General features: G+C 71.7%; 14 protein-coding genes. 4 read left to right on the top strand and 10 right to left on the bottom strand.

Features of this window, described 5'->3' with window-relative positions; translation table 11 throughout:
* Positions 1-171 precede the first annotated feature (171 nt).
* The 6 genes from ung to ABD224_RS24725 all read right to left on the bottom strand — a co-directional run bounded on the left by ung (position 172) and on the right by ABD224_RS24725 (position 5,730).
* A complete protein-coding gene (gene ung / locus ABD224_RS24750; protein ID WP_344053613.1) occupies positions 172-855 on the bottom strand; it encodes a uracil-DNA glycosylase in 684 nt (227 codons plus the stop codon).
* Between the two features lie 91 nt (positions 856-946).
* On the bottom strand, positions 947-2,524 hold the full coding sequence (locus tag ABD224_RS24745) for an ABC transporter substrate-binding protein (protein ID WP_344053611.1): 1,578 nt from the start codon (positions 2,522-2,524) through the stop codon (positions 947-949).
* A 268-nt stretch (positions 2,525-2,792) separates the two neighbouring features.
* A complete protein-coding gene (locus tag ABD224_RS24740; protein ID WP_344053609.1) occupies positions 2,793-3,545 on the bottom strand; it encodes an SDR family oxidoreductase in 753 nt (250 codons plus the stop codon).
* Between the two features lie 88 nt (positions 3,546-3,633).
* Positions 3,634-4,395 (bottom strand): 3-oxoacyl-ACP reductase FabG, encoded by a 762-nt coding sequence (fabG, locus tag ABD224_RS24735; protein WP_344053607.1) that lies wholly within the window; start codon positions 4,393-4,395, stop codon positions 3,634-3,636.
* Between the two features lie 124 nt (positions 4,396-4,519).
* Positions 4,520-4,969, bottom strand: a complete 450-nt coding sequence (locus ABD224_RS24730; protein WP_344053605.1) for a DUF3037 domain-containing protein — start codon at positions 4,967-4,969, stop codon at positions 4,520-4,522.
* Entirely contained in the window at positions 4,966-5,730 is a 765-nt protein-coding gene (locus tag ABD224_RS24725; protein WP_344053603.1) for a HipA family kinase, read from the bottom strand. The genes ABD224_RS24730 and ABD224_RS24725 overlap by 4 nt, the downstream gene beginning before the upstream one ends.
* A gap of 156 nt (positions 5,731-5,886) precedes the next feature.
* On the opposite strand from ABD224_RS24725, the gene ABD224_RS24720 reads away from it, so the two are divergent.
* Complete coding sequence (locus ABD224_RS24720) at positions 5,887-6,369, top strand: Rieske (2Fe-2S) protein (RefSeq protein WP_344053601.1); 483 nt, start codon at positions 5,887-5,889, stop codon at positions 6,367-6,369.
* A 206-nt stretch (positions 6,370-6,575) separates the two neighbouring features.
* Positions 6,576-7,043 carry a pyridoxamine 5'-phosphate oxidase family protein gene (locus tag ABD224_RS24715; RefSeq protein WP_344053599.1) on the top strand — a complete coding sequence of 156 codons (468 nt, stop codon included), beginning with the start codon at positions 6,576-6,578 and terminating at the stop codon, positions 7,041-7,043.
* Positions 7,044-7,167: 124 nt separating this feature from the next.
* Here the strand turns inward: ABD224_RS24715 and ABD224_RS24710 are convergent, their stop codons facing one another.
* Positions 7,168-8,070 carry a LysR family transcriptional regulator gene (locus ABD224_RS24710; protein WP_344053597.1) on the bottom strand — a complete coding sequence of 301 codons (903 nt, stop codon included), beginning with the start codon at positions 8,068-8,070 and terminating at the stop codon, positions 7,168-7,170.
* A gap of 73 nt (positions 8,071-8,143) precedes the next feature.
* Between ABD224_RS24710 and ABD224_RS24705 the strand changes: the two genes are divergently transcribed.
* Entirely contained in the window at positions 8,144-9,085 is a 942-nt protein-coding gene (locus tag ABD224_RS24705; protein ID WP_344053595.1) for a DMT family transporter, read from the top strand.
* A gap of 53 nt (positions 9,086-9,138) precedes the next feature.
* On the opposite strand, the gene ABD224_RS24700 is transcribed toward ABD224_RS24705, so the two are convergent.
* Entirely contained in the window at positions 9,139-10,473 is a 1,335-nt protein-coding gene (locus ABD224_RS24700; protein ID WP_344053593.1) for an aminotransferase class I/II-fold pyridoxal phosphate-dependent enzyme, read from the bottom strand.
* A 23-nt stretch (positions 10,474-10,496) separates the two neighbouring features.
* Between ABD224_RS24700 and ABD224_RS24695 the strand changes: the two genes are divergently transcribed.
* The gene (locus ABD224_RS24695) at positions 10,497-11,192 is read left to right on the top strand and encodes a pyridoxamine 5'-phosphate oxidase family protein (RefSeq protein ID WP_425581045.1); all 696 of its coding nucleotides are present in this window, start codon (positions 10,497-10,499) and stop codon (positions 11,190-11,192) included.
* 46 nt (positions 11,193-11,238) lie between these two features.
* On the opposite strand, the gene ABD224_RS24690 is transcribed toward ABD224_RS24695, so the two are convergent.
* Entirely contained in the window at positions 11,239-12,186 is a 948-nt protein-coding gene (locus ABD224_RS24690; protein WP_344053591.1) for a DMT family transporter, read from the bottom strand.
* Positions 12,187-13,191 carry an EamA family transporter gene (locus ABD224_RS24685; protein WP_344053589.1) on the bottom strand — a complete coding sequence of 335 codons (1,005 nt, stop codon included), beginning with the start codon at positions 13,189-13,191 and terminating at the stop codon, positions 12,187-12,189.
* Positions 13,192-13,248 lie beyond the last annotated feature (57 nt).

Below are 13,248 nucleotides of genomic sequence, written 5' to 3'. Positions count from 1 at the left end.
GGCGTTGTCGTCACTCGCCGACGCTCCGCGTCGACTCCCTCCTCCGCCTTGCATCCGCACGCACCGAACCCCGCTCACCCCGGTCACCAGGCACCGCTCACCGGAGCCGGCCCGATCCACACGACGCCCCCTGACGGCAGCCACCGGCGATCAGCGTGTCCCGCGCCCGCGTCACCCCAGGTCCGGGATCCGCCAGTCGACCGGCTCGTGCCCCTGCCGTGCCACCGCCTCGTTGATCTGCGAGAACGGGCGGGAGCCGAAGAACTTCTTCGCCGACAGCGGCGACGGGTGAGCGCCCTTGATCACCACGTGCCGGGTCTCGTCGATCAGCGGGAGCTTCTTCTGCGCGTAGTTGCCCCACAGGACGAAGACCGCCGGGTCGGGACGATCGGCCACGGCGCGGATCACCGCGTCGGTGAACCGCTCCCAGCCCCGTCCCTTGTGCGAGTTGGCCTCGCCGCCGCGGACCGTGAGCACCGCGTTCAACAGGAGCACGCCCTGCCGGGCCCACGGCATGAGGTAGCCGTTGTCCGGGATCGGCACGCCCAGGTCCTCGTGCAACTCCTTGTAGATGTTGCGCAGCGACGGCGGGATCTTCACACCGGGACGGACCGAGAAGCACAGCCCGTGGCCCTGTCCCTCGCCGTGGTAAGGGTCCTGACCGAGGATCAGGACCTTCACCTGGTCGTACGGCGTGGCCTCCAGCGCGGCGAAGACCTCCTCGCGCGGCGGGTAGACGGGACCCTCCGCCCGCTCCTCCTCGACGAACTCCATCAGCTCCTTGAAGTAGGGCTGCTGCAGTTCGTCACCCAGAACCCCGCGCCAGGACTCGGGCAGCATGGCGATGTCGGTCACGTCAACGTCCTCACGATGTGCGGTCACTTACTGGTCCCAGAACCTACAGGCGACCACTGACAACAGGACCGCGCTCCGGAGGATTCCTCGCCTACCAGCTGGTCTTCCGGGACAGCTCCCACATCATCATGATCGTCGAGGGGTCGAGGGCCCGCTCGCCGCCCGAGATGTCGACGTGGGCGGCCACGTACTGCTTGCCCTGCAGCAGCGGCAGCAGCCGCGCGTGCTCCACCAGGATCTGCTGCGCTTCCTTGAACTGCTTGACCACGTTCCCACGGTCGCTCTCGCGGCGGGACTCGGGCAGCAGCACCTTGGTGATCTCCGGCGCCTCGTACGGCGTGCCGAGCGCGTTCTCCTCACCCACGAAGGGTGCGATGAAGTTGTCGGCGTCGGGGAAGTCCGGGAACCAGCCGCGCCCGAACACCGGGTACTCGCCCTTCTGGTAGCCGGTGACGTACGTCTTCCACGGCCGGCTCTTCAGAGTGATCGTGAACAGGCCCGAGGCCTCGAGCTGCCGCTCGAGCTCCTTGAACACCTCGGCGGTCTCCGAGCCGTAGCGGTCGGTGGTGTACCAGAGGGTGAGCGGGACCTTCTGGGTGATGCCCGCCTCGGTGAGGATCTTGCGCGCCTTGGAAACGCTGGGGTCCCCGAAGGTGTCGAAGAAGCCCGTCGTGTGCCCGGTGAGGCCCTTGGGGACCATGGAGTACAGCGGGTCGACGGTGTCCTTGTAGACCTTGTGCGCGATGGCCGCGCGGTCGACGATCTGGGCCACGGCCTTGCGCACGGCCGGCTTGGCGGCCCACGGGTCCTTGGGGTTGAACACCAGATAGCTGATGTCGGTGCCGGCGCCCTCGACGAGCTGGAGGTCCTTGTAGTCCTTGCGCTGCAGGGAAATGATGTCGTCGGCCGCCAGACCGCGGTAGGTGACGTCGATCTCCCGGTCCCGCAGCGCCTTGACCATGGTGGCGGAGTCCTGGAAGTAGCGGATGGTCACCGCGTTGTTCTTCCGCTCGGCGAACCCCTTGTAGCGGTCGTTCTTGACCAGCTCCGCCCTCTTGCCCTCCTCGTAGGACTGCAGGACGTACGGCCCGGATCCGACGACCTTGTTGTCCTTGCGCAGGGAGTCGGCCGGGTAGTCGGTCGGGTCCACTATCGACATGGCCGGTGTGGCGAGCACGAACGGGAAGGTGGCGTCGGGCTTGTTCAGCTCGAAGACGACCTCCCGCTCACTGACGGCCCGCACCTGGTCCAGGCTGCCGAGCAGCCCGGCCGGGCCGCTGGGCTCGTCGATGCTCCTGATGCGGTCGATGGAGTGCTTGACGGCGCGCGCGTCCAGCGGGTCGCCGTCGGAGAACGTCAGCCCCGAGCGCAGCGTGCAGCGGTAGACACGGTGCTCGGTGTCGGTGAACTTGCAGCTCTCCGCGGCATCGGGCTGAGGAGTGGTCGCGCCGTTCGGGTAGGCCAGCAGCGTCTGGAAGATGTTGCGGTACAGCTCCCAGGAGCCGTCCCAGGAAGCGGCAGGATCCAGGGTGCTGGGGGCACTGGTGGTCCCCACGACGATCGGTCCCTCGTCGGCGGGGTCGTCGGGGGACAGGACGCTGCATCCAGCCACCAGGGACAGGGTCGCTGCCGCCACTGCTGCCCGCAGGTATCTGTTGCGGTTGAACACGCGAACGCTCCTCGATCTGCCGTACCCAAGGGTCGGCAGACGATACCGCAGTGTCCCGGCCCTTGAACCCGGCCCGGGGAAGGGTTTGATCAACATGGAATATGACGACGTTGTCATTTGATCGTGTACATGCCCTTGAAGGGCAAGGGCGCCGATTTCGCCAGCCGGTGTCGACAAAGAGTCACGACAAAGAAGTACGGCAAAGTGCGCTGAAGAAGCACAACAAAGAAATATGTCGACGAACTGGTGAAACCGGCGCCCGAAACGATCAGCCCACTCCGGCGTTGAGGAAAATGCCGCCGTCGACGACGAGTGTCTGCCCGGTGATCCAGTCGGACTGCGCGGAGGTGAGGAACGCGGCCGCACCGCCGATGTCGGAGGGCGCACCGAGCCGGCCGAGCGGATAGGCGGCGGCCGCCTCCGCCTCCCGGCCCTCGTACAGCGCCCGGGCGAACTGGGTCTTCACCACGGCCGGGGCGATCGCGTTGACCCGCACCTTCGGCGCGAACTCGTGCGCCAGCTGCTGAGTCAGGTTGATCATCGCGGCCTTGCTGACGCCATAGGCGCCGACGAACGGTGAGGCCGCCAGGCCCGCGATCGAGGCGATGTTGACGATCGCGCCGCCGTTGTCCTTCTGCCAGGCGTGCCAGGTGCGCTGGGCGAAGCCGAGCGCGGAGATCACATTGGTCTCGAAGACCTTGCGCGCCACGTTCAGATCGAGGTCGGCCATCGGCCCGAACACCGGGTTGGTGCCGGCGTTGTTGACCAGATAGTCCACGCGGCCGAACGCCTCCATGACACGTTCGACGGCCTCGGCCTGGTGGGCCTCGTCGTGGGCCTTGCCCGCGACGCCGATCACCCGGTCGGAGCCGAGCTTGGCGACGGCCTCCTTCAAGGCGTCCTCGTTGCGGCCGGTGATGCACACCCGGTCGCCGCGGGCGACCAGGGCCTCGGCGACGGCGTAGCCGATGCCGCGGCTGGCGCCGGTGACGAGGGCGACCTTGCCGGAAAGTTCAGTCATGTCCCTGATTCCTGTAGGTGCCTGTAGGTGCCTGTAGGTGCCTGTCGATCTCTGCCGGTCCCCGTCGGTCCCTGCCGCTCTCCCTCCCCTAGTCGAGCGGTCCGCCGGCGACGTAGAGCACCTGGCCGGAGACGAAGCCGGCCGCGTCGCCGGTGAAGAAGGCGATGGCGTTGGCGACGTCCTCCGGCTCACCGACGCGCTGCACCGGGATCTGCCCGGCGGCCGCGGCCTTGAAGTCCTCGAAGCTCATGCCGACGCGTTCGGCGGTGGCCTTGGTCATCTCGGTGGCGATGAAGCCGGGGGCGACGGCGTTGGCGGTGATGCCGAACTTGCCCAGCTCCTTGGCGAGGGTCTTGGTGAAGCCCTGCAGACCGGCCTTGGCGGCCGAGTAGTTCACCTGGCCGCGGTTGCCGAGCGCGGAGGACGAGGAGAGGTTGACGATCCGGCCGAAGCCCGCGTCCACCATGTACTTCTGGCAGGCGCGGGTCATCAGGAAGGAGCCGCGCAGATGAACGTTCATGACGGTGTCCCAGTCCGAGACGCTCATCTTGAACAGCAGGTTGTCGCGGAGCACTCCCGCGTTGTTGACCAGGATGGTGGGCGCGCCGAGCTCGTCGGCGATGCGTGCGACGGCTGCCTCGACCTGTGCCTCGTCGGAGACGTCGGCACCGACCGCGAGGGCCCTGCCGCCGGCCGAGGCGATCTTCTCCACGGTGTCCTTGCAGGCGGCCTCGTCGAGGTCGACGACGGCGACCGCGCGACCCTCGGCGGCCAGGCGTACGGCGGTGGCGGCGCCGATGCCGCGTGCGGCGCCGGTGACGACTGCGACCCGCTGCTCAGTGGTGGACATGGCTGCTTCTCCTCGCCCTCGAGAGAATCCGGTCTGCGGTGAGCGACCGCTTAGTACCTTGGTGGGTGTGACGCTAGGAGCCCTGGCACGCGGTGTCAACGGCACACCGGGTGCGTGTGGATCATTACCTCACCAACAGGTCCAGCAACCGCTGTGTCTCCGCGGCCGCGTCGGCGGTCAGCCCGGTGTGCACCGGGCCGGGCTGGACGATGGTGGAGCGGGGCGCGACCAGCCAGCGGAAACGCCGCCCGGCGTCGTCACCGGCGGCCTGCCCCGCGGCCGCTCCCCCGGCGCACACGCCCTCGATCGCGGCGAGGGCGGCCCGGACGCCCCCGACGTCCGCGTGCGGGTCCAGGGCCAGCAGCCGGGCCTCGTCGAGGTGGGTGCGGGCACCGAGGTAGCCCTGGGCACGGCAGTAGAGGAGCACGCCCGCGTTGATGCACTCGCCGCGCTCCACCCGCGGGACGACGCGCAGCAGGGCGTACTCGTAGACGTCGCGGTCGCCGGGCCGGCCGGCCCGGACGATGTGACGCCGGCCCGACCGGCCTCCTCCGGCGAGGTGACGGTCGCTCATACGGCCCCCTTGAGGCCCTGGATGCGCTCGTGGACGACGGCGGCCCGGGCGAGCAGCGGCCGCGCGTAGGCCCGCCGCAGGTCGTCGGGGGTGTCGAAGCCGGGCTCGCCGGCCAGCCAGACGTCCGGGATCTCGGCGGTCACCTCGGCGAGCAGCTCCTCGGTGACCAGGGGGGCGAGCTGTTCGGCGGCGGCGGTGACGTCGGGACCGAAGGACGCGAGGGCGTGGTCGGAGGCGTCGTAGGGACGCCGGGCGGAGGTGTCGGCGCCGGGCCAGTTGTGGTGCCAGATCAGGGTGGCGCCGTGGTCGACGAGCCACAGCTCCCCGCGCCAGCGCAGCAGATTGGGGTTGCGCCAGGAGCGGTCGACGTTGTTCACCAGCGCGTCGAACCAGACGATCCGCCCGGCCTCCTCCGCGTCGACCGGGAAGGCGAGCGGGTCGAAGCCGAGGGCGCCGGAGAGGAAGTCCATGCCGAGGTTGGTGCCGCCGCTGGCCCTCAGCAGCTCCTGCACCTGTTCGTCGGGTTCGCCGAGGCCCAGCACCTCGTCGAGGGTGACGGTCACCAGCCGGGGCACCCGCAGCCCCAGCCGCCGGGCGAGCTCCCCGCAGACCACCTCGGCGACGAGTGTCTTGCGGCCCTGCCCGGCGCCGGTGAACTTCAGGACGTACATCCCGAGGTCGTCGGCCTCGATCAGCCCCGGCAGCGAACCGCCCTCCCGCAGGGGGGTGATGTAGCGGGTCGCGATGACTTCCTTGAGCATCGTTCCAGGCTACTGGGGCCATGAGAGGGCCCATCGGGTGTCTTGCGCCCGTTTTGATCCCCTCTGGGGTCGAGAACTGGACATAGTCTGAACACCGAATGCCCGGCGGCCGTACCCCTGGGCGGATCAGGAAGCCTGCGCGGAAGGGAAGTCAGCATGGCCAGCGAATCGCTTCAGCCCCAGGGAGCCCCCGCCCGCCGTACGGTCGTGGCGGCAGCGGGTGCGGCGGGACTTGCCGTCGCGCTGACCGCGTGCGGCTCCGAGAACATGTCCTCGTCCGGCTCGTCCACCCCGCAGAACAACGGTTCGGGCGGCGGTTCGGGCGGTGACGGCGCCGCGGCCGGCTCCGGCGGCACGGTGCTGGCGAAGACCTCCGACATCCCCGAGGGAGGCGGCAAGGTCTTCGGCGACCAGGGCGTGGTGGTCACCCAGCCCACGAAGGGCGAGTTCAAGGCCTTCTCGTCCCGGTGCACCCACCAGGGGTGCGCGGTGAGCCGGATCGCCGACGGGGTGATCGCCTGCCCCTGCCACCACAGCGAGTTCTCCGCCGTCGACGGCAGCGTCAGGAAGGGGCCGGCGGCCCAGCCGCTGGCCGCGAAGGACATCTCGGTCACGAACGGCGAGATCAGGCTGGTCTGACGCCCCGGCAGCGGTGGGGAGGAGCACCGCGGGGTGTGGTCGCAGGGCACCCCGCGACCGCACGGGGATCACCCGGCCGCCGGGGCCGCCGGTCACGATCCGTGCAACCGCGCACCATGAGACAGAGAAGGACATATCCATCTTTTTCTGACGTGGCGCCAGAAGCCGGTTGTCTGGCACCACGGGGGAGAACGGAGAGGGGCTGTATGACCGCCACTCAGCGCCGGGGTCGGAAGATCATGATGACACCGGGTGAGCTGGACGATTTCCTGACCACGCAGCGCACCTGCCGGGTGGCCACGATAACCACCGGCGGCGCTCCGCATGTGAGCGCCCTGTGGTATGTCTGGGACGGCGTCTCGCTGTGGTTGTACTCCGTGGTGCGCAGCAAGCGCTGGGCCGACCTGCGGCGCGATCCGAGGGTGGCCGTCGTCGTCGACACCGGCGAGGAGTACGACGAGCTGCGCGGCGCGGAGCTGTCCGGCAGGGCGGAGTTCGTCGGCGAGGTGCCCCGCATCGGGGAACTCTGCGCCGAGCTCGACATTCCGGAGACCCTGTTCGCCCGCAAGTACTTCGGCCTGGAGGAAATGACGCACGACGGCCGTCACGCCTGGATCCGTCTGACTCCGGAGAAAGTCGTCTCCTGGGACTTCCGCAAACTGGGCTCCGCATAGACGCGGCGCCCCGCACCCCTCCCGGACCCGCCCCGCACGCCTTTGAGACCTCGCGGCCCGCGGCAGGCGGGCGGGACACGCCGGGTCCGGGCGGACCCGGCGGACGGGCCGTGGGCGAGGGCGCTCAGGACGACTGGCTCCCCGCCGTGCGCAGGGCGGTGACCGCCGCACGGATCGAGGGACGGCGGTCGGCCTCGACCCTCCAGATGGCGTAGATGTGCCGCCGTACGGCCTGCCGTACCGGGAGGGTGCGCACGCCCGCGGGCAGCGGGCCCCGCCCGAGCCGGGGGGCCACACACACCCCCAGGCCGGCGGCGACCAGGGCCAGCTGGGTGGCGTGTTCCTCGGCACGATGGGCGATGCGCGGTTCGACCCCCTTGGAACGGAGCGTGTCCAGCAGCCACTCGTCGCAGAACTCGGACTCGCCCCAGGTCACCCAGTCGTCGTCCGCGAAGTCCTCGAGGTCGACCTCGGTGCGGTCGGCGAGGGGGTGGGCGACGGGCAGCGCCACATCGGCGGGGTCGTCGAGGATCGGGGCCCGGTTGAGTCCCTCCGGCACGGGCAGCGGTTTGTTGTACCAGTCGAGGACGACCGACAGGTCCACATCGCCGCGCAGCACGGCCCGCACGGCGGCGGCCGGCTCCATTTCCACGGTGCGCACCCGGAGCCCCGGGTGCCGCTCGCGCAGCTGGGACAGGGCCGCCGGGAACAGTCCGCGCGCGGCGGTGGGAAAGGCGCCCAGCCGCAGCTCGCCGACCACCTGTCCGCGCTGGGCCTCCAGGTCGGCCTGGGCGAGCTCGACCTGCGACAGGATGCGCGCCGCGTGCTCGGCCAGCAGCTGGCCGGCGTCCGTGAGCCGCACGCCCCGGCCGTTCCTGGCCAGCAGCTGCTGGCCCACCTCCCGTTCGAGCTTGGCCATCTGCTGGGAGACGGCCGACGTCGTCACATGCAGTCCCTCGGCGGCACCGCTGACCGAACCGTGCCGGGCGAGGGCGTCGAGCGTGCGCAGGCGCTCCAGGTTCAACATGTAAGCGATGCTACGAGATGTCGCGCGTGAATTCTCGATTGTGCTACGAGGTCGGACCAGGCATCGTACGGTCATGAGCACCACGTCCGTCTCCCCGCAGGCCTCGTCCGCCCCGGCCCGGCGGCCCCGCCGCACCCGCCCCGTGCACTGGCGGATCCGTTTCGCCTTCCTCTCGCTGATCTGGGGCTTCAGCTTTCTGTTCATCAAGGTGGGCACGGAGGGCTTCGCGCCCTTCCAGGTGACGCTCGGACGGCTGGTGTTCGGCACGGCGGTGCTCGCGGCGGCGATGGCGGTGAGGCGGGAGCGGCTGCCGCGCGGCGTACGCACCTGGGGACATCTGGCGGTCGCGGGCTTCTTCCTCAATGCGCTGCCGTTCTCGCTCTTCGCGTACGCGGAGCTGACGATCCCGTCCACCCTGGCGGGCATCTGCAACGCGACCTCGCCGCTGTGGGGCATGGTCCTGTCCCTGGTCGCCCTCTCCGAGGACCGGCCGACCCGGCTGCGGGTCGCGGGGCTCGGGATCGGCTTCCTCGGGGTGCTCACCGTGCTCGGCGCCTGGCAGGGCTTCCACGGGGTGGACGCCGGCGGCACCGCGATGGCCCTGCTGGCCTCGCTGAGCTATCCGGTCGGCTGGATCTACGTCCGCCGCACCCTGGCGGGCTCCTCCGAGTCCCATCTGGCACTGACCGGTGGTCAGCTGCTGCTGGCCACGCTGCAACTCGCCGTGGTCACCCCGCTGTTCACCAGCGCTCCGGACGGACTGCCCGTCGTGCCGCTGCTCGCAGTCGTCGCCCTGGGCGCCCTGGGCACGGGCGTGGCGATGCTCGTCCAGTACGGTCTGGTCGCCGAGGTCGGCCCGACGACCGCCCAGATGGTCACGTACTTCATCCCGGTCGTCGCCACCGCCGCCGGCGTCGCCGTGCTCGGTGAACGGCTCACCTGGTCGACCCCGGTCGGCGCGGCGATCGTCCTGGTGGGTGCGGCCCTGACCCAGGCCCGCCCGAAGAGCACATAGGCACCCCGAAGAACGCGCAGGCGCCGGCGCGGCCCCGGAGCCGTGCAACAGGGCTACACATAGCTCCGCGGCGGTGCCGGGCGGAGTGCCTCCGCCACCGCGTCCGCCAGGTGCTCGCTCTCCTCCTTCTCCCGCAGGGTCGAGACCGTGATCCGGATGCCGGGCGGAGCGTTCAGCCGGAAACGGGCGCCGGGGGCGACGGCCCAGCCGGCGTGCAGCAGACGCGCGACGACGCCGGTCTCGTCCGGCACGGGCACCCACACGTTCATCCCGCTGCGGCCGTGCGCGGCGATCCCGCGCTCGGCCAGCGCGTCGATCAACAGCGCGCGCCGCCGGCCGTAGGCCGCCGCCACCGCGCGCGTGTCCGGGGTGCCGTCCGTCCACAGCCGTACCACGGCCCGCTGGAGCAGGCGGCTCACCCAGCCGGGTCCGAGGCGCTGCCGGCCGCGGACGCGGTCGACCGTGACCTCGTCCCCGGTGAGCACGGCGAGCCGCAGATCGGGACCGTACGCCTTGGCGGCCGAGCGCACGAGGGCCCAGTGCCGGGTGGCCCCGGCGAGCGGGTGCAGGGGCAGGTCGACGATGCCGTGCCCGTGGTCGTCCTCGATCAGCAGCGTCCCCGGGTGCTCCCGCAGGACGGCCCGCAGGGCACGCGCGCGCGTGGCGCTCACCGCGGCACCGGTCGGGTTCTGCGCACGGTCCGTGACGACGAGCGCCCGCGCGCCGCCCCGCAGGGCGCGGCGGACGTCGTCGGGGAGCGGCCCCTCGTCGTCGACCCCGACCCCTGCCGTGCGCAGCCCGAGGGCGGGGACGAGGTCCAGGACGCTCCCCCACCCGGGGTCCTCGACGGCGACCGTGTCGCCGGGCCTGAGGTGGGCGGCGAGGACGCGTTCCACGCCGTCGAGCGCTCCGGAGACGACGACGAGCGGCCCGTCCGGCACCCCGTCGGCGTCCAGCTGCGCGCGGGCCATGCGGGCCAGCTCCGGTTCCACGTCCGCGTCCCCGTACCGCACCGGCTCCCGGTCGCCCTGCGCCGCGGCCGCCGTGAACGCCGGCGTCAGCGGCGGCAGCAGCGCCGGGTCCGGGTTGCCGTCCGACATGTCGCGCACGCCCTCGGGCACGTCCACGCGGATGAGGTCCCGTCCGGTCGTGGCCGGCGCGGGCCGCACCCGGCTGCCCCGGCGTCCGGCGGTCTCGATGACCCCGCGCTCGCGCAGCACGCGGTACGCGGCCGCGACGGTATTGGGATTGACCCCGAGTTCGACCGCCAGCTCCCTCAGCGGCGGCAGCGGCTGCCCGGGCTCGAGCGCGCCGGAGCCCACCGCGCGCTCGATGCTCGCCGCGATCTCCGCCGCGCGCCGGCCCTCGATCCGATATCCTCCTAGCACAAACAAAATTATGCACTAGTGCAATGGAGACCGCAATGCGGGAGACCACTCCGCCGGCGTCACCGGCCGGCTCCTACACCCCGACCGAGCGCACCGTCCCCACCCGTTCCGCGCACCGGGCGTCGTACGACAGGGAACTGGTGCACGCGATACTCGACGAGGGCTGCGTCTGCCACCTCGGCTACATCCGCGACGGCGCTCCCGTGGTGCTGCCGACGCTGTACGGCCGGGTCGGCGAGCGGCTCTACGTGCACGGCTCGACGGGCTCGCGCCCGCTGCGCATGGCCGGGCAGGCCGATCCGGGGCTGCCGGTCTGCCTGACGGTCACCCACGTCGACGGTCTGGTGCTGGCCCGCTCCGCCTTCCACCACTCGGTCAACTACCGCTCCGTCGTGGTGCACGGCGTTGCCCGCCGGGTCACCGATCCGGAGGAGAAGCGGGCGGCGCTGGACGCGCTGGTCGACCAGGTGGTGCCGGGCCGGTCGGCCGACTCCCGTCCCGCCAACGCCAAGGAACTGGCGGCGACCGCCGTGCTCCGCCTCGACCTGGACGAGGTCTCCGCCAAGGTGCGCACCGGCGGCGTGAACGACGAGCCCGAGGACCTCTCCCTGCCCCACTGGGCCGGTGTGATCCCGGTCCGCAGGCAGTACGGCACCCCGCTCGCCGACGCCGCGCTCTCCCCCGGCATCGGCCTCCCCGACTACCTCGCGGCCCTGTGACGCCCGCCCACCCGTCGGGGCGGGCCCGCGACGGGCCCGTCCGGCCTCACGCGAGGGCCGGCTCCTCCGCCGGCGCCCGGGCTTCCCGTGCCTCCGCCAGGGCGAGACCGGCGACCGAGCCGAGCATCAGCGCGGTGCCGACGAGAGTGGCCGCCGTCAGCCGTTCACCGAGCAGGGCGATGGCCAGCACCGCCGCGCCGACCGGCTCCAGCAGCATGATCACGGAGACGGTGGCCGACCGTACGACGGCGGCGCCCGCGAAGTAGAGGGCGTAGGCCAAAGCGGTCGGCACCGAGGCGATGTACGCCAGCAGCCACAGCAGCCGTACCGGGTCCCCGGTGTGCGGCACCAGCCCTTCCAGCAGGGCGAACGGCAGCAGGCACAGGCTGGTGACCGCGAACGCCCCGATGGTCGTGCCGGACTGGTCCGTCCCGCCGTCGCGGCCCCACCAGCGGGTGAGGAGGGTCATCGCACAGTAGCCGGCCGCCGACATGAGGGCGAGCAGCACCCCCCAGGGCCGTACGGTGGCACCCCCGTTGCCGAGCACCAGCACGCCCAGCCCGGCAAGCGCCCCGGCGACGGCGGTCAGGCCGGTCCGGCCGAGCCGTTCGCCCATCGTGAGCCGGGCGCCGAGCGCGATGAGAACGGGTCCGGCGCCGAGGGTGACGACGGTCGCCACGGCCAGCCCGGTGACCTCCACGGCCGCGAAGTAGGCCGTCTGGAACACGGCGAGGCCGGCGCCGACAGCGGTGGCCCGCCGCAGCCCGGAGCCGCGCGGTGCGGACGCGGCCGGCCTCGTACGCGGGCGCAGCAGACGTACGGCGAGCAGCAGGACGCTCCCGATCGCGCAGCGCCAGAAGGACAGGGCGACGGGCCCCATGTCGCTGGTCCGGTAGACCAGGGAGGCGGCCGCGCCCGCGGTGCCCCAGGCGGCGCCGGCGACGATCAGGTAGAACAGGCCGCGCCCGACCGGCAGAGCGGCAGGAGTCCGCACTCAGGCCACCGTTCCCCGGGCCGACAGCTCCCTTTCCGGGCCGCCGCGCGCCACCGGCTCCGACGAGCCCTTGGCGGGCGTCGACGACTGCGCGATGAACGCGCCCAGCAGCACGACCGCACCGCCGGCGATCTGCGGTGCCGAGAGGCGCTCCCCGAGCAGCACCCAGGCCAGCACGGCCGCGACGACCGCCTCCAGGCAGGCCACCACCCCGGCGACCTGGGGCGAGAGCCGCCGCACGGAGATCACTCCGGTGACGTAGGCGAGCACCGTGGCGACCAGGACGACCCACAGCAGCAGGACGACGGCCGGGACCGCGGTGCCGTTCATGGGCACGCTGTGCGCGAGCACCGACCAGTCCATGGTCCAGGGACGTGCCACGACGGTCAGGACGCCGACGCCGATGAGCAGGCCGTAGGCGATGACGCCGAGCGGGTCCGGGGCCGCCTCTCCCGCGTCGCCGCCCTGGTCGGACAGCACGAAGTAGCCGGTCTGGCAGCAGGCCGCGCCGAGCGCCAGCACCAGTCCGAGCGCGTCGAAGCGCAGGCCGGACCAGACCTCGACGACACAGGCGAGTCCGCCGACCGCGAGGACCACCCCGAGCGCCGCGGCCCGGCTGACCGGCCGCCGCTGCACGAACCGGACCCAGCCGAGGACCAGGGCGGGTCCCAGGTACTCGATGAGCAGGGCGACCCCGACGGGTATGCGCGACAGGGCCGCGAAGTAGCAGGCCTGGACGCCCGCCACGGCGAGCAGGCCAAATCCGGCGAGCAGGGCGGGGCGGCTGCGCAGCAGCGCGCGGTGCCGCACGGCGAGCGGCAGCATGACGAGGGCGGCGCCACCGGCGCGCAGCCACACCACGTGCAGCGGATCGAGGCCCGCCTCGATCAGTGGCTTGGCCGCGACACCGGACCCCCCGAAGGCGACCGCGGACACGAGCGCGAGACCGAGCCCGACGCCTCTGCCGGAATGGTCCTGGCTGATTTCAGACGTACACACCGGCACATGATGACAGGCGATGACATGAGCGTCATCCCCGTTGACACCTGTCCCACAGGGTGG

Origin of the sequence: Streptomyces thermoalcalitolerans, assembly GCF_039525155.1 — a bacterium.
Lineage (GTDB): Bacteria > Actinomycetota > Actinomycetes > Streptomycetales > Streptomycetaceae > Streptomyces > Streptomyces thermovulgaris.
The sequence above is the reverse complement of the archived record's forward strand: the minus strand, read 5'-3'. Positions and strand labels throughout refer to the sequence as shown.

Coding starts and splice junctions, on each gene's coding strand:
- ABD224_RS24695 (WP_425581045.1), top strand. CDS start 10,497: ATGGAGACCGCAATGCGGGAGACCACTCCGCCGGCGTCACCGGCCGGC.
- ABD224_RS24715 (WP_344053599.1), top strand. CDS start 6,576: ATGACCGCCACTCAGCGCCGGGGTCGGAAGATCATGATGACACCGGGT.
- ABD224_RS24725 (WP_344053603.1), bottom strand. CDS start 5,730: ATGCTCAAGGAAGTCATCGCGACCCGCTACATCACCCCCCTGCGGGAG.
- ABD224_RS24730 (WP_344053605.1), bottom strand. CDS start 4,969: ATGAGCGACCGTCACCTCGCCGGAGGAGGCCGGTCGGGCCGGCGTCAC.
- ABD224_RS24710 (WP_344053597.1), bottom strand. CDS start 8,070: ATGTTGAACCTGGAGCGCCTGCGCACGCTCGACGCCCTCGCCCGGCAC.
- fabG (WP_344053607.1), bottom strand. CDS start 4,395: ATGTCCACCACTGAGCAGCGGGTCGCAGTCGTCACCGGCGCCGCACGC.
- ABD224_RS24720 (WP_344053601.1), top strand. CDS start 5,887: ATGGCCAGCGAATCGCTTCAGCCCCAGGGAGCCCCCGCCCGCCGTACG.
- ABD224_RS24705 (WP_344053595.1), top strand. CDS start 8,144: ATGAGCACCACGTCCGTCTCCCCGCAGGCCTCGTCCGCCCCGGCCCGG.
- ABD224_RS24740 (WP_344053609.1), bottom strand. CDS start 3,545: ATGACTGAACTTTCCGGCAAGGTCGCCCTCGTCACCGGCGCCAGCCGC.